Below are 20,636 nucleotides of genomic sequence, written 5' to 3'. Positions count from 1 at the left end.
AGGTAGATAAATTATTATCTACCTTTTTTGTATAACTTCTTGAAGGATTAGGGATTATCATCGTGGTGCTGATGAAGAAGGATAAGAGAATTTTATAATTTTTATGGTGTGATTATTAATTGTAGTATTCCTAAATATGGAATATATGTATAATGATAGAGAAGAACTAGAAATAGGGGTGAATACTATGATTACATTAGAGCAAAAGTTGGAGCAATATAAACATACATATGTACAGTTAAAGGGAGAACTAAAATGGAAAACGAGTGATTCTCGAACAGGAATGATGATTGCTGCTATGTATGCAGGTAGTGATAAATTGTTTGATCTCGGACGTTTTTTAGAAATTAGTAGTTATATTAAGAATCAGGTAGGGATGTTTTCATACTTAAAGTCTTATCATCGTTTTGTAGTGGCCGCAACATTAGATATTCACTTTACAGATTACAAGGAAGCTTTTCGGAAGTTTTTAGATTTATATGAACAATTGGTCACTGGTGGCTTTAGCCGGAGTATATTTACTTATCTCGCAGCAGCTGTGCTTTTAACAGAAGAAAATGAACAGCATGACACACATATTCAGCGTTCAATGCAAGTATATAAACGCATGAAAAAGGATCACCTCTTTCTTACAAGTACAAATGATTATCCGCTCGCAGTTTTATTAGCAGGACAATCAGAGCATGTAGAAACACTTATGGACCGAGTGGAACGTCTTTATCAGAAACTAGCGACAGCTGGTTTGCGTAAAGGGAATGATCTTCAATTTTTGAGTCATATTCTTTCACTAAAGAAGGATGTCAGGGAAGAACTATTAGTTGCAAAATGTACAAATATATGGAATTTGTTAAAGCAAGAAAAGGTAAAAGTAAAACAGATGCATTACCCAGCTATCGGGCTACTAGCGTTACTCGAGGACGGAGAAAAAGAGATTCATTCTATTCGAGCATTTATTGAAAAATTGCAGGGGGATAAATTGTTCCGTTGGCATACAGATACAACTATTCTTATTGCTATTCAACTGTTCGTAAGTCAGAAAGGTGAGGAAAGTAAAGCTACTAACACAGGTTTACAAACAATGATAGAAGTCCTCATACAAGCACAACAGGCAGCCATGATGGCAACGATTGCCGCTTCATCTGTAGCAACATCTTCTGCTAGTAGCAGTTCATAATGTGTAATTGCTTATACTCTTGTAAATTATAACTCCCTTGATAAGGACGGTTTAAAAAATATTACTAAAAACAGTTAGCTCATCACTCTCTAATGAGTGATGGGCTAACTGTTTTTACATAATCAGCATTATCTTTTTGATTCCTTCAAATGTTTGAGCTGCGTGACAATCATAATGCTAATAACAACGAGTAAAAACCATGAACTAATTTTGCTTAAGTGAACGAGACTCCATGCTTCCCGTTGATTTGGATATTGCCATGCTCCGAAAAATGTTGCGATGTTCTCTGCAATCCAAATGAAAAATCCGATAAGGAAAAAGGAGAGAACGAGTGGCATTTTATATGTAACGCCTTGTAATGAAAATTGTACAAATGTGCGAGAGAAAACAATGAATAGTAGTAAAGTTAATATCCATCTAAAATCGTATGTAAAGTGGTGTGTGAAAAAATTGAAGTAAATCATAGCTCCTAACGGCACGGCAAAAATAGCTTTCGGCCAATGATGCATTTTTAAATGCAACCTTCTCCACGCTTGACATATGTAACTCGCGACACTCGCATACATAAAACCGCTGTATAGCGGAACTCCAAAAACCTTTGAATATGCCTCTTCGGGATAACTCCATGAACCGAAATGTACTTTATATATTTCTAGTAAAAGGCCGATGAGGTGGAAGATGGTAATTACTTTTAGTTCGTCTTTTGTTTCAAGACCCGTCTTGTACATAATCCACTGCATAAGAAGGCATACGATGAGTATGAAATCATAGCGGTATAACCCTGGGATTGAAACAATTTTTGAAAGGGCTAGTGTTAAGAAAATAATGACTGGGAATAAGCAAGATAATGCTTGTTCGTAAGTGAAATGTAGTAGTTGTTTTATATAGAACATTGTGTCACCTTCGATGTTTTTATTGGGAAAATCAAAATAATCAATAAGTATACTACAATTTAAAAAATAATCCAGTAGTCTATTTTGCATGTATTTGTAAGTTTTAGAAGGGAATTGTAATGAGTATTTTAATATTGTAGAAAAGTGAAAAAATAGTTTGCTATTTAAAAAAAGTGGGGATATAATATCTAAATGAAAATGATAATTATTATCAATAATAATTATAAATAAAAAATAATTACAAAAAACAACTGAATATAAAGGATGAAATGAAACATGTTACATAAGTCTACTGTACATGCTGGTAATAACCGCTGGATACATATTAAGTTCATATGTTTCATGAGCTTAACAATTTTATGTTTAATTGGATCTATATTTTTAGCCATTTCATTTGGTGCAAAGGATATTCATTTACAAACGGTGTGGACTGCGGTTTTGGATTACAATCCGAAATTAACGCAGCACCAAATTATTTATGAATTAAGGCTCCCGAGAGTAATTGGAGCAGCAGTTGTAGGGGCAGCTTTTGCGGTCGCTGGAGCGGTTATGCAAGGAGTAACAAGAAATCCTTTAGCTGATGCAGGTGTACTTGGCATAAATGCAGGAGCGATGTTTGTAGTAGCACTTAGTTTTGCTTTTTTTCCGCATATGCCGTATTCCTATTTAATGATTGTTTCCTTTATTGGAGCAGTCTTAAGTACAGTACTTATTTTTGTTATTGGATCAGCAACATCAGGTGGGTTAACACCAATGAGGTTAACGATTGCTGGAGCTGTTATGGCAGCGCTTTTACATTCATTAAGTTCAGGTGTTGCGATTTATTATGATTTAAGCCAAGATTTAGCGTTTTGGTATGCTGGTGGTGTTGCAGGGGTTAAGTGGGAACACTTGAAATTTTTAGTCCCTATTATTCTTATAACGATTATTTTTGCAATAGTGTTAGGGAGATCTATTTCACTCATATCAATGGGGGATGATGTTGCTACAAATTTAGGAGTGAAAACGAACCGAACGAGAATACTAGGGATGATTATAGTAGTTATTCTAGCAGGTGTTTCTGTTTCAGCTGTTGGTTCTATTGGATTTGTAGGACTAGTTATCCCGCACATTGCTAGAAAATTAGTTGGTGTGAATTATAGACTCATTATTCCTATGTCAGCATTATTAGGAGCTATGTTATTAGTTGTAGCTGACCTAGGAGCTAGAACAGTAAATCCTCCTAAGGAACTTGCGATAGGGATTATGGTAGCTCTTGTTGGAGTTCCGTTCTTCCTCTATATAGCACGTAAAGTTGGGAGGGCGTTATAAGTGAAAGATCTTTTTAACACGGATAAAAAGAGAGCTATTACTGTAACTACAATATTCGGATGTGTAAGTATCGCTGTAATTTTAATCAGTCTAAATACAGGGACACTGAGTATAGAGCCACTTAAAGTAATTGAAACACTTTTTGGTTATGGTGATTTTGAGAGCGCAACCGTGCTATATGATTATCGTATGCCAAGAATTATAATCACAATGTTAGCCGGTATTGGCCTTGGGATTTCCGGTGCGATTTTGCAAGGATTATCCCGTAATGCACTTGCAGACCCTGGTATTCTTGGACTGCATTCAGGTGCATCTTTCGGGCTAATTATATTCGTTACATTCTTTCATTCTATTAATGAAAGTGCATCTATTTTAATACCGTTATTTACATTTGGCGGAGGAGTATTAGCTGCATTTCTTATTATTTTACTTGCGAGTGATCGGTCAAATGGTTTACTTCCCATTAGACTTATTCTCGTTGGTATTGCAGTTTCAGCTGGTTTTAGTGCAATTTCGTTATTTTTCTCTCTCAAGTTAAATGATGAGACGTATACATTCGCTTCTAGATGGCTAGTTGGTAACGTGTGGGGAAGGGATTGGATTCATGTCCTTGCATTATTACCTTGGATTTTCATACTAACCCCTTATGCGTGGCTAAAATCTAAAACGTTAAATGCATTGTCACTAGGTGATAGTGTAGCGGCAGGACTTGGTGTTTCTGTTCAAAAAGAACGGTTATTACTTTTAGCTACAGCGGTTGGATTATCTTGCGCAAGTGTATCGATGGCAGGAGGGATTGGTTTTATCGGTTTAGTTGCTCCGCATATCGCAAGGAAGTTAGTAGGTACTACATATCAACACTTTCTTCCTTTAGCTGGCATTATCGGAATGATTATTTTAGTGCTAGCAGATACGATAGGTCGTTCTATATTTGAGCCAAACTCTATTCCAGCTGGTGTAGTAGTGGCGGCATTAGGAGCACCGTATTTTCTTTATTTACTTACAAAAACAAAATAAATACTTCAAAGAGGAGAACATATGAAAAAGAAACTTACTATTTTATTTAGCATGATGTGTATTTTAGTATTAGCAGCATGTGGTCAAACGAAAGCTAATGAAGAGGCAACGAAAAAAACGGAAAAAAGTAATGATCTAAAAATCGCCTCTATGTCCATTCATTTAACAAATAATTTACTTGCATTAGGAATTACACCAGTAGGTTCTGTTATTGGCGGAGATTTAAAAGATTTCTTACCGCACGCAAAAGAGCAGTTGAAAGATACGAAGAAACTTGGTGTTGTAACAGATCCGAATATGGAAGCGTTACTTCAATTGAAGCCAACTGACATTTATGTGGATGAAAAATACGCGGGCAAAGATTTAGCGAAATACGAAAAAATTGCAAAAACACATTCTTTCAACTTAGATGAAGGCACGTGGAGAGATCAGTTAAAACAAGTTGGTAAACTTGTAAACCGTGAGAAAGAAGCGGATAAATATATTCAAGATTACGAAGAGCAATCAAAACGAGTAAAAAGTTTAATAGATAAAGAATTAGGTAATAACGAAAAAGTAATGGCAATTCGTGTTACTGCAAAAGAATTACGAGTATTTAGTACGAAAAGACCGATGGGACCAATTTTATTCCAAGACTTAGGATTACAACCTGCAAATGGTGTAGAGAAAATTGATGGAAACCGTCCTTTCGAAGTCATTTCACAAGAAGTATTACCTGACTTTGATGCAGATGCTATTTTCGTTGTCGTTAACAGAGATGATAAAGCGAAAGCTGCATTTAAACAACTTCAAGAAACACCAATTTGGAAAGACTTAAAAGCTGTTAAAGGTAAGCACGTATACATTATTAATGACCAACCATGGCTTGACTATTCTGCTTTAGGTAACAAAATGGCAATGGATGAAGCGGAGAAAATGTTTACGAAATAATATAGTTTCGCTATTAGGAAAGGTCCTCTAAATTTGGAGGGCTTTTTATTATTGTTTGAATAAACGAAAAATTATACAATGAAGTTAATTTCGTGTAGAGGAGATGTGCCAATGTCAGCGCTTATTGTAAGTATCCCGTGTATAAAGCAGTTTATAGAATAAGGGGATAAATAGGCTAATAATTATCCCTGTTATTAAAAAAGGGGGAGTTTGAAATGACAATGAATCTTTTTCAAAATAAAACGATTAAATTATCAGCTATTAGAGAAGCAGATGCTGAAGTAATGGCTATGTGGCAAGAAGATAGTGAGTATTTAAGGAATGTAGATACAGATGTAGCATTCCCGCAATCGATACAAGAAATAGCAAGTGATGGGCTATTAAAGGGACGGAGATCGAATAGTGTTTCTTTCATGTTAAGGACAGTTCAAGATGATCGCTTAATTGGTTTTGTTGCAATTCATGGCATAGAGTGGAATAACAGAACGGGTTTATTAGCTATTGGTATAGGAGATGCGAATGATAGGGGGAAGGGATATGGAAGAGAAGCGATCTATCTTATCTTAAAATATGCTTTTTATGAATTGAATTTACACCGCGTCGGTCTTGATGTTATTTCTTATAATAAAGCTGCTATTGAGTTGTATAAAAAGATGGGTTTTCGGATGGAAGGCTGTATGAGAGAAGCGGTTCAAAGAGATGGGAAGTGTTTTGATCGTATCATTATGGGGATATTGCGGGATGAATGGATAGAGCTGCAAGGTTAGAAAGTACATTCAAAATTATATATGTAGTATGCAGGAGATATAATGATAATTGGCGAATTTTTACAATGTACTGATTGAACTTATAAGGAGTCATGAAAAATGAATTTAGAAAAAAGTAAACCAGTAAATGAAGAGGTCGCTGAATTAAAGGAATTAATTAAAGAATTACACGGAAGTGTACATCAACTTCAAAGTGAAGTGCAGCAATTAAGGCATGAAAGACCGGTTGTTGAAGTAAGAAAAGGTGTTCAATTATCACCAGCAATCGTTGGACAAATTGGTGGTATGATATTGGGTGGATTAGCAATTATCGGTATATTTTGGTGATAAAAAAAGGTTTGCAGCACGATGCTGCAAACCTTTTGTATTTGACGATATAATTTCATGCAATACAACTTTTACATTAAATAACGTAAATATATATAAGCATGTGATAACAAGAGTGCAACAATAGTTAATGGTAAACCAATTTTTAAGAAGTCCATATAAGAGAAAGCATGTCCTTCACGTTTTGCAATACCAGCAACGACTACGTTTGCAGATGCTCCGATTAGCGTTCCATTTCCTCCTAAGCAAGCTCCAAGAGATAACGCCCACCATAGTACTTCGATTTGCGGAGAATCGACAGATAGTCCGAGTCCTGTAGCTAAGTCTTGAATAAGAGGAATCATCGTTGCGACAAATGGGATGTTGTCGATTGTCGCAGATGCGATGCCAGATACCCATAAAATAAGTATAGATGCAAATCCGATGTCACCGTTTGTTACGTCGATTACTTCTTTTGCAAGTGAAGAGATAAGTCCGATATCAATTAACCCGCCAACGAGAACAAATAATCCGGCGAAGAAGAAAATGGTTACCCATTCAACGTGGGCAAATACATCTTCAATATCATGTTCTTTCACGCCGATTAACATAAGAAGTGTAGCGCCTGTCATCGCGATAACAGCAGCGTCTACATGAATAATCGAATGAAGTACGAAGCCTAAAATAGTTAGTCCTAAAATCGAAATAGATTTTAAAAGGAGGCTTTGATCTTTAATGTAATCTTTTTCGTTTAATGCCATTAGTTTTTCGATTTGTTCAGGTGTTGTTTTTAGTTTGTTACGATACATGAAGTAAATAATGCCAAGTGTCACGATAGAAATAATAATTACGATTGGAGCTAAGTTAAGTAAAAAGGCGTTAAAGTCTAAATGCTTGTTTGCTGATCCAATCATAATATTAGGTGGATCACCGATTAATGTTGCTGTTCCGCCTATATTTGAAAACAGCACTTCTGAAATCAAATAAGGCACAGGATTTACTTTTAAAATACGTGTAATGGATAATGTAACAGGAACGATTAATAAAACAGTCGTTACATTGTCCAAAAATGCTGATCCGACAGCAGTTAATAGGGATAGTAATAATAAAATGCGAATCGGTTTTCCGCCAGCTGCTTTTGCCGCTTTAATGGCCACAAATTCAAAGACGCCTGATTGACTCGTAATATGTACGAGAATCATCATCCCAATTAAAAGGGTAATCGTTTCCCATTGAATATGTGATGTGAAAGCAGTATGTAAATCTACAACTCCAAAAATAATCATAATAGCAGCACCGAATAGTGCGATTACAGCACGATTCAATTTCTCAGAAATAATAAATCCGTACGTGATTAAAAATACGGCAATTGCAAAATAATATTGCCAATTTGCTACTTCATGTGCTGACTGTTCCAATCATGTCACCTTCTTTAAATTATGTATTCAATTGTCGAAATGTATCTCGCTGCAATAATACGGGATAAAATATATTGTAGCAAATTCAAAAAAGAAAGAAAACTATTTAACAAAGTGAAGGAAAAAATGTATTTTTTACATATCATATAAAAAATATAAAAAACACAGTGCAAATTATTAGGAAAAGTGAGCGTTGTCCTCTAATATAGAGATAGCAATTTACATTATTTTTGCGTAAAATGGTTTAAAGAGGTGAATTCCGATGGAAATAGTAAAAGATAGTTCTCTTATTCAAAATGAAATTGAACGTTTTGTAAATAAAGATGTATATATTCATTTAGAAACGACAAACGGAGCGTATGCATCACACATAAATGAAAAGATGATGACAGTTGGTGCTTTCATTCGAAATGCAATTATCCGTTTTGAACGCGGGAAGATAACTGGAACAAATCCATACCGAGTTGGTCTGAAAATGGATCACGGTTGGGTATATGCTGAAGGTATTACGCACTGGGAAGTAGACGATCAAGAGCGTTTATTACTGGCTGGACATGATAATTTAGGTCGCTTAGCAGTTGCACTTGAGTTGAGCTTAACACCATTTAAATAAGAAGGAGGGAAACTTATGGAGAGACATGTACTTGTTGTATTTCCGCATCCAGATGATGAAGCATATGCTGCGGGAGGAACAATTCGCTTATTAACAGATCAAGGAGTACCTGTAACATATGCATGTGGTACTCTAGGACAAATGGGACGTAACATGGGTAAGAACGTATTCGCTAACCGTGAAACGATTCCAAATATCCGTAAGAAAGAATTGAAAGATGCTTGTGAAGCGATGGGTATTAAAGATTTAAGAATGCTTGGCTTCCATGATAAAACGTTAGAATTTGAAGATGTTGATTTCGTTGCTGACAAAATTGAAGCAATCATTCAAGAAGTAAATCCATCTCGAATTATTACATTTTATCCAGAGCACGGTGTACATCCAGATCATAATGCATTTGGCCGCGCTGTCGTTCGCGCTGTATCACGTATGCCAAAAGAAGAGCGCCCAGTTATCCATGCTGTTGCGATTACGAAAAATCGTGAAGCAGTATTAGGAGAACCGGATGTTGTAAATAACATTAGTGAAGTATTTGATCATAAATTAACTGCATTAGGTGCGCACCGTTCACAAACAGAAGCAATGCTGGAAGACACGCATGCAAAAATAAAAAACAAAGATGCAGCAACATTAAAATGGCTGCAACTTGAACAGTTTTGGACTTATAAATGGGAGTAGGCTAGAAGGATACCTTCTAGTTGCTCTTACATAGAAAAAGCGCCGTCACTTGTGATGGTGCTTTTTCTTGTTGAAGACTATATATTTCTTAGGGTGCTTCAAAAATTTTAAATTAACGTGCAGTATAGCCTCCATCAACAAGAAGTGTTGTACCGTTAACAAAACTAGCATCATCACTTGCTAAAAACAAGACAGCTTTAGCGACTTCTTCTGGTGTTCCAAGTCTGCCTTGTGGATGAAGTGAAGCTAAATATTCTTTTTGTTGAGGATTAACACTACCTAGTAAAGGGGTGTCAATATAACCAGGGCACACCGCATTAATACGTATTCCATATTTAGCGTAGGCAGTACATAAATTTTGAGTTAATAGTTTCACACCACCTTTTGCAGAGGAGTATGCTGTTGGGGTAGGTAATGAAACAAAACTATGAATCGAACCAGCGTTAACGATGACACCACCTGTACCTTGTTTAAGAAATTGTTCAATTGAATATTTATCAGAAAGGAATACCCCAGACAAATTAATATCAATAGTTCTTTTCCACTTTTCATAGGATAATTCGTTTGCCGGTGCATCATCAGCAACGCCGGCATTTGCATACATAATATCTAATTTACCGTATGTACTTACTGTCTCATGAATGAGCTGTTTAATATCTGCCTCATTTGTTACATCGGTTTTAATAAATAACGTATTGTATCCATGTGCATTCAATTCATCTGATAGTTCTTTTCCACGTTCAGAAAAATCAGCAATAACTACTTTTGCACCTTCTTTGATAAAAAGACGAACAGTAGATTCGCCAATTCCACTTGCACCACCAGTTATGATTGCTACTTTGTCTTTTAATTTCATATAAACCTCTCCATTCATCAATGAATTTAAGTCGAATTTTTAAATCAGATTATATCATTATTAACCTTAAATAGTAAGTAGATAGAAGAAACAGTTTGCGTTTACTTAATTGTGAGAGTGCTATTTTTTTATTGTAATTTTTTATACAGTGATGGAAGAAAATATTAATTAGGTCAATTTTATCATCAGATTGAATATTCAGTAAAGTATTCTTGAATAGAGTGAGTGCTGAAGTTAAACTACTAATCTACATAGATAGAACGAGAGAGACTACATATAGTTGCTCTTTTTATTTTATTAATTAACAAATTTTCAAACTTGCTGATGATGTAGTGGACTTAAATAAGTCACTTGTTTTTAAATTGAATCAAAAATAAAAAACAGTAAAAATAAAACGCTTAATAATAATTATTTATTGAAAAACAATAAATAAAATGATATTATCAAATTGAAAATTAGTAAGAGAGGTGCTTTTTATAAAATGTAAAACGAATGTTATGTATTAAAAAGAAATTGATGTAAATTAGAGAAATTATATATATTAATAGAGAAATAAGAAAAGGGAGTTAGAGCATGATTAATAAAACAGTAAAGAAAGTTATCTTGATTGCAGGTGGTTTGTATATTACATATTTAGTAGGTGTAGTTATTTTAGCGGAATCTATACCGTATCCTACATCTCAACAACTTAAAGAAGCCGAAAGAGTAGTTGAACGCTATGTAGGTGAAAATAATGGAGTAAAAATGATAAATACATCTAGCAGCTTCAAGGCTGAGATGTTCAATCATACAATTCATATTGAAGGAAATTCAAAAGAAAATCCGGAACAATTATATCGAATGAATTTAGATCAAGTTTCTAATGAAAGTGAAAAAATAACCGAAAAATCGATAAATACAGTTTGTAAATCAAATGATGGAGGAAAGAATTTTACGTGTGCTGATACTGAATAGCTAAAAGTAGGATCCGTAGCAGCATAGTAACAGTTGATAACCATTACTCTAGTTAAATAGGAAAAAGCCTCGCAGGGGGGCGAGGCTTTAAACAGGGTATTAAAAATTATCGATTCATTAAGAATAACTTCTTTTGAATAAGCTAATTTTAGCATGATAACTCATCTATATGTGTTACGAATTTATGAACAAAAAATCAATGATAAAAATACAGAAAAGACAATAATTTATTTGGAATCTGTATCATTACATAAAGTTTGAGTGAAAAAGAAAGTATACTTTTGTATTGAGGAATAAAGATATAGTCTGCCTACGGAAATAGGCAGGCTATTTTTTTATAAAGAAAAGACAACTTGAGGTAGAGTCCGTGTTAAGAAATAAGATCGTTCAAAAGATAAAGATATTGTATTGAAACACGTCATTATTCGTGGAATAAGTTATATTTTTGATAAAAAATCTTTAAAAAGCATTATAATCCCTAGAAGAGATAAGACTTCAATTGAAAACCAAAATACACTTTTTTGAGGTTTTTTAAACTCCATTAGTATGGAGAAAAATAAAAAGATAGCAATGAGAAATATAATTAAGAGACGAAGTATATCAAACATAAATAGCACTCCTAATAGTTAATTTGTTTTACTATATAGTTATTTCCAATATTACAGAATGTAAGAAGCAACTTATCAATATTAAAGCAAAAAGTTCTCAGAAGCTATGAATTAAAAATAAAATTTTTTTTGAATCACTGAGCACAGGGGGATTATCTATTAATTAGCTTGGTGATTGAAAGAGTAATTTTTTAATCTCTTAAATGTCCGATTGGTTTAACTAAATAATCAGCGGGGAATGGACAAACCACCTACTGATTAGAATTTCACTTTATTTGTTTTCTTTTTTATCTAAATCCTTAGAATTGATATTTAGTAGTGATTTATAAGAAACATATATTTTGAATTATTTAATAGAATAATATATATTTATATTGATTTAGTGATTTTAGTTTGTTAAAAATGGGGAAATCGATATGAAAGTTAAATTTGCCGTAATAAAAGATGAGAATTTTGATTGTAGTATATTGGAAACAAAATTATTGAAAACTTTTAAAGAAGTAGATTGTGAAGCAGATATTGTAAAGGTTGAGGATGAAATTTTTGAAAACAATGATATACAAACGCATTTATCAGAAATAACCATTCATGTTACTGGAAAAAATATTGGATATAGATCCGTTTCAGCCAGTATATTTATTGTTCTAGAGAGTTTATCAATACAGCTATTTCGTATTCATATTAGTATACTTTAAGCAGTTCAAAAAGTGGATTCTTCAGAAAATCATACTGATTATATTGAGTTGTAAATATGAAAACAATAGAAATTATCGTAGGTGCTCCCGAATGTTGGATTGCACCTTGTTTGTTGTTAAATAAACAAGGGATTCCTTTTTAAATTTTAATCTATCTTAACGCTAATTTATAAATAGAAGAATGGAAACATGTGAGTAATTCAATTAGATTGTACAAATAATTTGGTACGCGGATATACGCAATGTATTCACAGGTAAGAGGGTTGTCTCATAATATATATAGATTTTTCTATTAAGATGAACAGAGGGTGTGAATATATGGAAGATGTTTACGCTAAAATTGACAGTCTCAAGGCGGAGCAAAAAGAAATGATGAGAGACATTCGAAATTTAGAAACGCGTACTACTATTAATGAGAAAGACATAGCAACAATCAATAAGCAATTAGAAAAAATAAGTACAAACACTACTTGGATTTTGCGAATTATTATTAGCGCGATAATAATGTCAGTTTTAGGATTGATATTAAAAGGGATGATTTAAAAGAAAGAGGGGAGCTCCCTCTTTCTTTTATGTAAATGAGAAACTATAAATTTTCCGTTTCCTTTTCGTCTGCATACTTATCCTCTAAGGAAATTAATAGAGGGATTGATATAGTTACAAGAATGATTAAAGTGGTGATAAAAGATTTAGAAAGAGAAAAAGAACCTTGAATTAAAGGTGATAAAAACTTGAATGAAAGTATACTTGTTATGAAGGAAATTACTAAAAAGCTCAAAAGAGATATATTTTTATTCTTTATAGATGTCTCTATAAAGTCTTTAACACAGGTTATTACGACAAATATAGTTAATATGATAAGAGAAACAAAATAATGTGTTAAATTCGTCATATTAATAGTAGGATCGTCTATTATGTAAGCAAGTAACTTAGATACTAATATTCCTCCAAACAATAAAATAATAAAAGAAAGTAATCCTTCCAATATATAAGTGCTGAAATTGTCTTTCTTGTTAAAGAGTTTATAGTTTAGAGTAGATTGGGTTATTTGAATTAGGAATAGGGTAATAATCCATACATAATATACAAATGGTAATTCTCCTGAGAATAGAGAAATTAGAAAGTTTACTACTGTCCTTAAAATTTCAATCATTACGAAAGTCCTCCTACTTGTTCAGCTTTATGACATTAGGAATATATGAGTATATCATTTTATAATTAGGTTTATAGATTCAAACTATTTCTAATTATTCCATAATAAGGTGGTTATATCAAGTAGTTATCTTCTATGGCGTGTATTAGTTGTTCACTAATATAAAAAGAACATTTGAACGTTAATACTAGAAAAATAAAAGTAATATGTAATATAATTGAAAAAGTATATTTAAAAATCGATGTTAATATTACCCTCCTATAAGTATTAACATACGTAATTGAGGTGTTTTCTTTGTTGTTTTATGACCGGATTTCTATAATGGCCCCTCCTGTTCCGTAGCTAAGGAAAGTCTTTTTATTTCTGGGATTTTCAAAGTTATAGGAGGGTATGAAAAATGAAAAAAGTCTCAGTACCATCACTTTTGTTAATGATTGTTCTTGTCGCATTTCCGCAAATTAGTGAAACGATTTACACACCGTCTTTACCTGATATTTCAAAGGCGTTACATGTAAGTAATAATGAGGTGCAGTTAACGCTTAGTGTGTATTTTGCTGGATTTGCTTTAGGTGTATTTTTTATTGGATGGCTATCAGATATAATTGGCCGTCGCCCAGCAATGTTATTTGGAATTGTAATATATGGCGCTGGGAGTTTCTTATGCTATATTGCAAATTCCATTGAATTTTTATTGGTAAGTCGTTTTATTCAAGCGTTTGGAGCAAGTGCAGGATCAGTTGTGACGCAAACGATTCTTCGTGAAAGTGTAGAAGGGCATAAGAGGCATGTTATGTTTGCTCAAATCTCGGCAGTCATTGCTTTTACACCAGCGATAGGACCGTTAATTGGTGGCTTTCTTGATCAAATGTTTGGATTTAAAATAGTATTTTTAAGTTTAGTAGTTATGAGTATCGGTATTTTTCTGTATACGTTTGTTTCTCTTCCTGAAACAAAAACGGGCTCAGTAACGAATAAAATAAATGTATTTTCAGTCTTGAAGAGGCTAATTACAAATCCGAAAGTAGTAACATATGGGCTATTAATTGGAGGAGCAAATGGTGTTTTATTTAGCTATTATGCAGAAGCGCCGTTTATCTTTAGTGAATACTTTCAATTATCGCCTAGTATGTATGGATTTCTAGGAATTGTTGTAGCGTCTGCTTCTATTGTTGGAGCGAAAGTTTCGAAACGTTTACTTGCTACTTATAAACCAGAGAAAATTATATATATCGGTTGTCTCGTAATGACAGGAGGAGCTATCCTTTTATCTGTTATTACGTTTGTTGGATCAAATCCAAACATAATATATATGATTGGATTTTTAGTAGCGATGTTTATATTGCTATTAGGAATTGGAGTAGCATTACCTAATTGTTTAAGTTTAGCGTTAGTAGATTTTCAAGATGTCATTGGTACAGCAGGTGCATTGTTTAGCTTAGGGTACTATGTAATTGTAACGATGACAATTTGGGGAATGAGTCAACTGCATACAGGATCGTTAATGGTGATGCCACTTTATTTTCTAGTTATTGTAGTTATAATGGTAGTGTTTACTAGGGTGTTTATCTTTGGTAAGCAAACTTCGAAATCGATTTAAATATGAAATTGTAAAAGAGTCTCATTTTTTAATGAGACTCTTTTATATTTTGGCTGGGGTAAAGAAGTTAGTAGTTTATTAATATATTAAATTTCTTATTGGTATATGAATCGAATGTGTGGGAAATTACGTTATCAACTATAAAGGTTGAAGTATTTGAGATGTGAAACCGAGGAAGATAGCATCTCCTCGGTTATTTATATTGTAATAATATACATGCCGGAATCATATTGAATAGATGTATTTTATTGTTAATTTAGTTAAAAATTAATCAGACTTATGTATAATAATTTATTGAAAAAATAATTGAATTTTTCAGATTAATGAATTAATATAAGGTAAGTAATTTTAAGATTTATAGAATATTGGAAGATGAAAGGTTTTGAGAATTTTATTAGGAGCACAAAACGATTTTAGGATAGCTTTAAAGCTAGTGTAAAATGACGTTTGCTTCATCATTTTCAGGGCCGAAAGGAATTAGGGGAAAGCATCTTGTGTTAAAATGCGGTTATGAATCATCTAAGAGGGGGAAGTGAAGTGGCAAACAAAGAATTGAAAAGAGGTTTAGAAGCACGTCATATTCAAATGATTGCTTTAGGCGGAACGATTGGTGTTGGTTTGTTTATGGGGTCAGCCAGCACAATTAAATGGACAGGTCCGTCAGTAATGCTTGCTTATGCAATTGCAGGTATTTTCATCTTCTTCATCATGCGTGCCATGGGAGAAATGTTGTATATGGAGCCAAGTACAGGCTCATTTGCGACATTCGGTCATAAGTATATTCATCCACTAGCTGGTTATATGACAGCGTGGAGTAACTGGTTCCAGTGGGTTATCGTTGGGATGTCAGAAATTATCGCGGTTGGAGCGTATATGCAATATTGGTTCCCGGATTTACCAGCTTGGATACCAGGTATAATTGCAATGGTTATTCTTGGTGCAGCTAACTTAATTTCTGTTAAGTCATTTGGTGAATTTGAATTTTGGTTTGCGATGATTAAAATCGTTACGATTCTATTAATGATTATTGCAGGATTTGGCCTTATTTTCTTCGGAATTGGTAACGGCGGAGAAGCGATTGGCATATCTAATCTTTGGTCAAATGGCGGTTTCTTTACAGGTGGTTTTTCAGGATTCTTCTTTGCATTATCACTTGTAGTTGGAGCGTATCAAGGTGTGGAATTAATCGGTATTACTGCTGGTGAAGCGAAGGATCCGAAGAAGACACTTACAAGAGCGATTCAAAGTACAATTTGGCGTATTTTAATTTTCTACATCGGTGCTATTTTCGTTATTGTAACTGTGTATCCGTGGGATCAATTAAGTACAATTGGTAGCCCGTTCGTAGCAACTTTTGCGAAGGTTGGTATTACGGCAGCAGCTGGACTTATTAACTTTGTTGTTATTACAGCAGCAATGTCTGGTTGTAATAGTGGTATTTATAGTGCTGGTCGTATGCTTTATACGTTAGGTGTAAATGGACAAGCACCGAAATATTTCACGAAACTTTCTGGAAATGGTGTACCTTTATTCGGTACAGTTGGCGTAATTATCGGTCTGGCGGTTGGTGTTGTTTTAAGTTACATCGCACCGAAAAATTTATTCGTATACGTATATAGCGCGAGTGTACTCCCTGGTATGGTACCATGGTTTGTCATTTTAATTAGTCAAATTAATTTTAGAAAAGAAAAGGGAGCAGAGATGAAAGATCATCCGTTCAAAATGCCATTTGCTCCTGTAACAAACTATTTAACGATTGCCTTTTTAATTATGGTATTAATCGGAATGTGGTTTAACGATGATACTCGTATTTCATTAGTTGTAGGTATTATTTTCTTAGCTATCGTTACAATTAGTTTCTATGCTTTTGGAATAGGAAAGCGAGCTCCGTTAGACGTTCAAAATAATAAAGAGATTTCAAGTAAATAAAGAAAAGGCTGTTCATCTGGAACAGCCTTTTCATATTGTTGCTATTTGTCGATAAATCGATATAATTTGATTTGTGATAGATATATTTGAAAAATCGTTGATATATTGTACGTTATGATAGATATATTCGAAAAATCGTTAATATAATTTCACATACTATCTGTCACTATCATGATTAAAATTTCTCTAATACGATTTTCCCAATGGTGTGCCCGCTTTCAAGTAGTGCATGTGCTTTCTTTAAGTTTTCAGCGTTAATCGGTGTTAATGTTTCATTTAAGGTAGTCTTTAAAATGCCTTCATCTAGTAGTTCGCTTACTTTATTTAATAGTTCGTGCTGCATAATCATATCGCCAGTTTCATACATCGCTTTTGTAAACATAAACTCCCAAACGAGTGTAGCACTTTTACTTTTTAAAATACTCATTTCAAGAGGGTGTTCATTTTCTACGATAGAGCAAATTTTGCCTTGTGGTTTAATGAGGTCACATATTGCTTGCCAATGTTGATCTGTATTGTTTAAGCAGAAAATATAATCTACATCGCTGAATCCAAGGATTTGTAATTGCTCTTTTAAAGGGGTATGATGGTCAATTGTATGGTCAGCTCCAAGCTTTTTAACCCAGTCTATCGTTTCGCCGCGGGAAGCAGTTGCGCTTACATTTAGTCCAGCCCATTTTGCAAGTTGAATTGCGATTGAACCGACACCACCAGCTCCGCCGATAATTAAAATGTTTTTAAATGAATTCGTATCTTTTTTAGTATGATCAATGCCTAAACGCTCGAATAAACCTTCCCATGCTGTAATCGCTGTTAAAGGAATTGCGGCAGATTCAGCATCATTTAACGTTTTTGGTTTCTTACCGACAATTCTTTCATCAACTAAATGATATTCACTATATGTACCTTGTCTCGTAATGCTTCCAGCGTAAAATACTTCGTCGCCTTCTTTAAATAATGTACAACCTTCGCCGGTTTGTACAACAACACCACTAGCATCCCAGCCAAGTATTTTCGCTACATCTTCTTTTTTCTCTTTTGGAGATCGAACTTTTGTATCAACTGGATTAACGGAAATAGCGTTAATTTTTACGAGTATATCTCTTCCTGTGGCAACAGGTTTTTCAATTTCCAGATCAATTAAACTGTTTTCTTCTTCAATAGGTAAGTATTCATGTAAACCAATTGCTTTCATTTGTAATCCCTCCATTAAAGTAAGAATCCTTTATTTCTATATTATAGTTGGTGGAATACTGCTATGTAAAAAAATACCCTCTTTTTTATGCAAGCTGTACTGATAGTCTAGAAGGAGTTTATTTCTAAAAAGAAGAATTTTTTAATGTATTACTTTATCCAAAACTAAATGTAAAGGTGGATACATAATGACAGTAAAGAAACTTTATTTCATCCCAGCAGGTCGTTGCATGTTGGACCATGCGTCTGTTAACAGTACGTTAACACCGGGGAAACTATTAAACTTGCCGGTTTGGTGTTATCTTTTGGAGACGGAAGAAGGTCCTATTTTAGTAGACACTGGTATGCCAGAAAGTGCAGTTAATAATGAAGGGCTTTTTAACGGTACATTTGTTGAGGGACAGATTTTACCGAAAATGACTGAAGAAGATAGAATTGTCAATATTTTAAAGCGTGTAGGGTATGATCCAGAAGACCTTCTATATATTATTAGTTCTCACTTACATTTTGATCATGCAGGAGGAAACGGTGCTTTTACAAATACACCGATTATTGTGCAGCGAACGGAATATGAGGCAGCACTTCATAGAGAAGAATATATGAAAGAATGTATATTACCGCATTTGAACTACAAAATTATTGAAGGGGATTATGAAGTGGTACCAGGTGTTCAATTATTGTATACGCCAGGTCATTCTCCAGGCCATCAGTCGTTATTCATTGAGACGGAGCAATCCGGTTCAGTTTTATTAACAATTGATGCATCGTACACCAAAGAGAATTTTGAAGATGAAGTGCCGTTCGCAGGATTTGATCCAGAATTAGCTTTATCTTCAATCAAACGCTTAAAAGAAGTTGTGACAAAAGAGAAACCGATTGTTTTCTTTGGTCATGATATAGAGCAGGAAAAGGGTTGTAGAGTGTTCCCGGAGTATATATAGTGCAAAAAGTCATGAGTTCGCGTGCTCATGACTTTTTCGTTTAAATAATTTTTTTAAATAAATTATAAACTTTTTTTGAACTATCTTCGTTTAACTGATAGTACGTAAGGTTTACATCATCAGGAGTATCTTGCTGAGCAATCATCACTTCGCTGCTGTGATGATCAACTACCCATATGAAATATTTTTTATAAGTTCCATCCTCGAAAGTAATCCACATATCACAATCTATTAAGTCTGATCCTTCTTCATCTAATGTTAATTTACCTTTTTTTGCGGTATTCATACTGTTAATAAACGTTTTTAATTCATCTGTTTTTGTGAGAAAGATATCCTGTTTTGTTTTAATTGATTCTACATGTATATCTTTTATTTCCTGTTTTCCTAAAAAAACAGGGGGCTCATTTGGATCTCGCGAGCTTGAAATAATAGTAGCTTTCTTTTTCGGTTTATTTGCAGTATAGAGATCTTGAATAGATTTTCCCGAGTTTATAAACCATGCAATTCCAGAAATAATTAATACGCTACCTAGCAATAAAATAATTTTTTTAATAGGATTTTCTCCTCTCTATTACTTCGTGTGAAGAGCTTTTCTATTAATATATGATAGGTAAGCGTAAAGTATTATAGTTGAACTTGGTTATGCTTCACAGTTTTTATCGGGCGATCTATGAGTAAATTGTAAGTGAGCCCAATTAATACGAAAATGCCACCGATAACTTTACCAATTGAGAGTTCATTTGTCAGGAAGAAATCAATAATAGTCCCCGCAAATAATTGTCCGATAAAGATGAGTAATGTTAAATAAAAGGCTGATATTTTAGGAGTAATATAGTTGGATAATGAAATAACGATAACGCCTACTAATCCGCCTAAGTATACGGCGATAGGAATAGATTGCAACTTATGAATAGGGATATACAATGAATCTGAACTGAAAATTAAAAATAACATAGAGAAAAATAATCCAGTAATATAATTGAAAAACGTGCCTTCCCAGTTTCCAATTTCCTTTGCTAAATTCGCGTTAATAATTCTAGCAACAACGATAGAAACACCAGCTAAAATAGCAATCGTAATATATAGCATTTTCTTGCCCCCATTAATAAATTGTCATGATTATAATTCCAGAAGAGATGAAACATAATCCAATTAGTTTTTTCTTTTCAAACTTTGCAACTTTCATTCCTAATAATCCGAAATGATCAATAACGATGGAAGCAATAGATTGACCGAGTAAACTTAATGCGATCGTAATAGAAGCACCAAGGACGGAGAAACTTATATTGTTAAAAAGAACAGTGAATACTCCAATCGCTCCAGCGCTATATAAAAAAAGTGGAATACTTTTATCGAAACGAATTTTATTTTTGTTTATGATTAAAATGAAGATAACTGCAATTAAACCGACAAGGTGAATGACCACACTTGCTGTGTACTTGCCAATTAGCTCAGATAAAATCCCATTCAATGGAAGCATAACGGCGATGAGCACACCAATAAAGACAGAAAGAAAGTTATACAATGTAATATCCCCTTTGTATTTCATATTTGTAATGACTGTATCATGCTGAAATTGTGTATTGTTATGACATATGTCAT

Annotated in this window: 22 protein-coding genes; 14 read left to right on the top strand and 8 right to left on the bottom strand. The window is 33.7% G+C overall.

The window, feature by feature from the left end; all coding sequences use genetic code 11:
• Positions 1-136 precede the first annotated feature (136 nt).
• Positions 137-1,174, top strand: coding sequence for a DUF4003 domain-containing protein (locus tag DN400_RS25060; RefSeq protein WP_025117957.1), 1,038 nt, complete (start codon positions 137-139; stop codon positions 1,172-1,174).
• Positions 1,175-1,302: 128 nt separating this feature from the next.
• On the opposite strand, the gene DN400_RS25055 is transcribed toward DN400_RS25060, so the two are convergent.
• The gene (locus DN400_RS25055) at positions 1,303-2,067 is read right to left on the bottom strand and encodes a DUF817 domain-containing protein (RefSeq protein ID WP_000499377.1); all 765 of its coding nucleotides are present in this window, start codon (positions 2,065-2,067) and stop codon (positions 1,303-1,305) included.
• A 276-nt stretch (positions 2,068-2,343) separates the two neighbouring features.
• Here DN400_RS25055 and DN400_RS25050 point away from each other — a divergent pair, with 276 nt between their 5' ends.
• The 5 genes from DN400_RS25050 to DN400_RS25030 all read left to right on the top strand — a co-directional run bounded on the left by DN400_RS25050 (position 2,344) and on the right by DN400_RS25030 (position 6,419).
• The gene (locus DN400_RS25050; protein ID WP_000902726.1) at positions 2,344-3,378 is read left to right on the top strand and encodes a FecCD family ABC transporter permease; all 1,035 of its coding nucleotides are present in this window, start codon (positions 2,344-2,346) and stop codon (positions 3,376-3,378) included.
• Positions 3,379-4,395 (top strand): FecCD family ABC transporter permease, encoded by a 1,017-nt coding sequence (locus DN400_RS25045; protein ID WP_000653826.1) that lies wholly within the window; start codon positions 3,379-3,381, stop codon positions 4,393-4,395.
• Positions 4,396-4,416: 21 nt separating this feature from the next.
• Positions 4,417-5,325: an iron-hydroxamate ABC transporter substrate-binding protein gene (locus tag DN400_RS25040; RefSeq protein ID WP_000728212.1), complete on the top strand. Its 909-nt coding sequence runs from the start codon at positions 4,417-4,419 to the stop codon at positions 5,323-5,325.
• Between the two features lie 215 nt (positions 5,326-5,540).
• Positions 5,541-6,092, top strand: coding sequence for a GNAT family N-acetyltransferase (locus DN400_RS25035; protein ID WP_147802000.1), 552 nt, complete (start codon positions 5,541-5,543; stop codon positions 6,090-6,092).
• A 99-nt stretch (positions 6,093-6,191) separates the two neighbouring features.
• Entirely contained in the window at positions 6,192-6,419 is a 228-nt protein-coding gene (locus DN400_RS25030) for a coiled-coil domain-containing protein (protein ID WP_001047523.1), read from the top strand.
• A gap of 71 nt (positions 6,420-6,490) precedes the next feature.
• Here the strand turns inward: DN400_RS25030 and DN400_RS25025 are convergent, their stop codons facing one another.
• A complete protein-coding gene (locus DN400_RS25025; protein WP_000437985.1) occupies positions 6,491-7,816 on the bottom strand; it encodes an ArsB/NhaD family transporter in 1,326 nt (441 codons plus the stop codon).
• Between the two features lie 262 nt (positions 7,817-8,078).
• Between DN400_RS25025 and DN400_RS25020 the strand changes: the two genes are divergently transcribed.
• Both DN400_RS25020 and bshB2 read left to right on the top strand, forming a co-directional pair.
• Complete coding sequence (locus tag DN400_RS25020) at positions 8,079-8,429, top strand: YojF family protein (RefSeq protein WP_000407045.1); 351 nt, start codon at positions 8,079-8,081, stop codon at positions 8,427-8,429.
• A 15-nt stretch (positions 8,430-8,444) separates the two neighbouring features.
• Positions 8,445-9,107, top strand: a complete 663-nt coding sequence (gene bshB2 / locus DN400_RS25015) for a bacillithiol biosynthesis deacetylase BshB2 (protein ID WP_000439489.1) — start codon at positions 8,445-8,447, stop codon at positions 9,105-9,107.
• A 112-nt stretch (positions 9,108-9,219) separates the two neighbouring features.
• Here bshB2 and DN400_RS25010 read toward each other — a convergent pair whose 3' ends face one another.
• Positions 9,220-9,963: an SDR family NAD(P)-dependent oxidoreductase gene (locus tag DN400_RS25010; RefSeq protein ID WP_000768026.1), complete on the bottom strand. Its 744-nt coding sequence runs from the start codon at positions 9,961-9,963 to the stop codon at positions 9,220-9,222.
• 573 nt (positions 9,964-10,536) lie between these two features.
• Between DN400_RS25010 and DN400_RS25005 the strand changes: the two genes are divergently transcribed.
• The 3 genes from DN400_RS25005 (at position 10,537) to DN400_RS24990 (ending at position 12,763) form a co-directional block, all read left to right on the top strand.
• Positions 10,537-10,917, top strand: a complete 381-nt coding sequence (locus DN400_RS25005; protein WP_065229143.1) for a hypothetical protein — start codon at positions 10,537-10,539, stop codon at positions 10,915-10,917.
• Between the two features lie 1,024 nt (positions 10,918-11,941).
• Positions 11,942-12,220: a hypothetical protein gene (locus DN400_RS24995; RefSeq protein WP_000865000.1), complete on the top strand. Its 279-nt coding sequence runs from the start codon at positions 11,942-11,944 to the stop codon at positions 12,218-12,220.
• Between the two features lie 318 nt (positions 12,221-12,538).
• Positions 12,539-12,763: a hemolysin XhlA family protein gene (locus tag DN400_RS24990; protein WP_000390469.1), complete on the top strand. Its 225-nt coding sequence runs from the start codon at positions 12,539-12,541 to the stop codon at positions 12,761-12,763.
• A gap of 43 nt (positions 12,764-12,806) precedes the next feature.
• Here DN400_RS24990 and DN400_RS24985 read toward each other — a convergent pair whose 3' ends face one another.
• Positions 12,807-13,373: a DUF5823 family protein gene (locus tag DN400_RS24985; protein WP_000570042.1), complete on the bottom strand. Its 567-nt coding sequence runs from the start codon at positions 13,371-13,373 to the stop codon at positions 12,807-12,809.
• Between the two features lie 397 nt (positions 13,374-13,770).
• Between DN400_RS24985 and DN400_RS24980 the strand changes: the two genes are divergently transcribed.
• On the top strand, positions 13,771-14,970 hold the full coding sequence (locus tag DN400_RS24980; RefSeq protein ID WP_098205467.1) for a multidrug effflux MFS transporter: 1,200 nt from the start codon (positions 13,771-13,773) through the stop codon (positions 14,968-14,970).
• 537 nt (positions 14,971-15,507) lie between these two features.
• Complete coding sequence (locus tag DN400_RS24975; RefSeq protein ID WP_001284404.1) at positions 15,508-16,899, top strand: amino acid permease; 1,392 nt, start codon at positions 15,508-15,510, stop codon at positions 16,897-16,899.
• Between the two features lie 175 nt (positions 16,900-17,074).
• Here the strand turns inward: DN400_RS24975 and DN400_RS24970 are convergent, their stop codons facing one another.
• Positions 17,075-18,094, bottom strand: a complete 1,020-nt coding sequence (locus DN400_RS24970; RefSeq protein WP_065229142.1) for a zinc-binding alcohol dehydrogenase family protein — start codon at positions 18,092-18,094, stop codon at positions 17,075-17,077.
• A gap of 187 nt (positions 18,095-18,281) precedes the next feature.
• Between DN400_RS24970 and aiiA the strand changes: the two genes are divergently transcribed.
• Positions 18,282-19,034, top strand: coding sequence for a quorum-quenching N-acyl homoserine lactonase AiiA (gene aiiA / locus DN400_RS24965; protein WP_000216571.1), 753 nt, complete (start codon positions 18,282-18,284; stop codon positions 19,032-19,034).
• A gap of 40 nt (positions 19,035-19,074) precedes the next feature.
• Here the strand turns inward: aiiA and DN400_RS24960 are convergent, their stop codons facing one another.
• The 3 genes from DN400_RS24960 to DN400_RS24950 form a co-directional block, all read right to left on the bottom strand.
• A complete protein-coding gene (locus tag DN400_RS24960) occupies positions 19,075-19,569 on the bottom strand; it encodes a hypothetical protein (protein WP_000901701.1) in 495 nt (164 codons plus the stop codon).
• A gap of 89 nt (positions 19,570-19,658) precedes the next feature.
• Positions 19,659-20,123, bottom strand: a complete 465-nt coding sequence (locus tag DN400_RS24955; protein WP_000965811.1) for a DMT family transporter — start codon at positions 20,121-20,123, stop codon at positions 19,659-19,661.
• A 13-nt stretch (positions 20,124-20,136) separates the two neighbouring features.
• A complete protein-coding gene (locus DN400_RS24950) occupies positions 20,137-20,583 on the bottom strand; it encodes a DMT family transporter (protein WP_002039063.1) in 447 nt (148 codons plus the stop codon).
• Between the last annotated feature and the right edge of the window lie 53 nt (positions 20,584-20,636).

It is taken from the genome of Bacillus sp. AR8-1 (assembly GCF_008042345.1).
GTDB lineage: Bacteria > Bacillota > Bacilli > Bacillales > Bacillaceae_G > Bacillus_A > Bacillus_A cereus.
The sequence above is the reverse complement of the archived record's forward strand: the minus strand, read 5'-3'. Positions and strand labels throughout refer to the sequence as shown.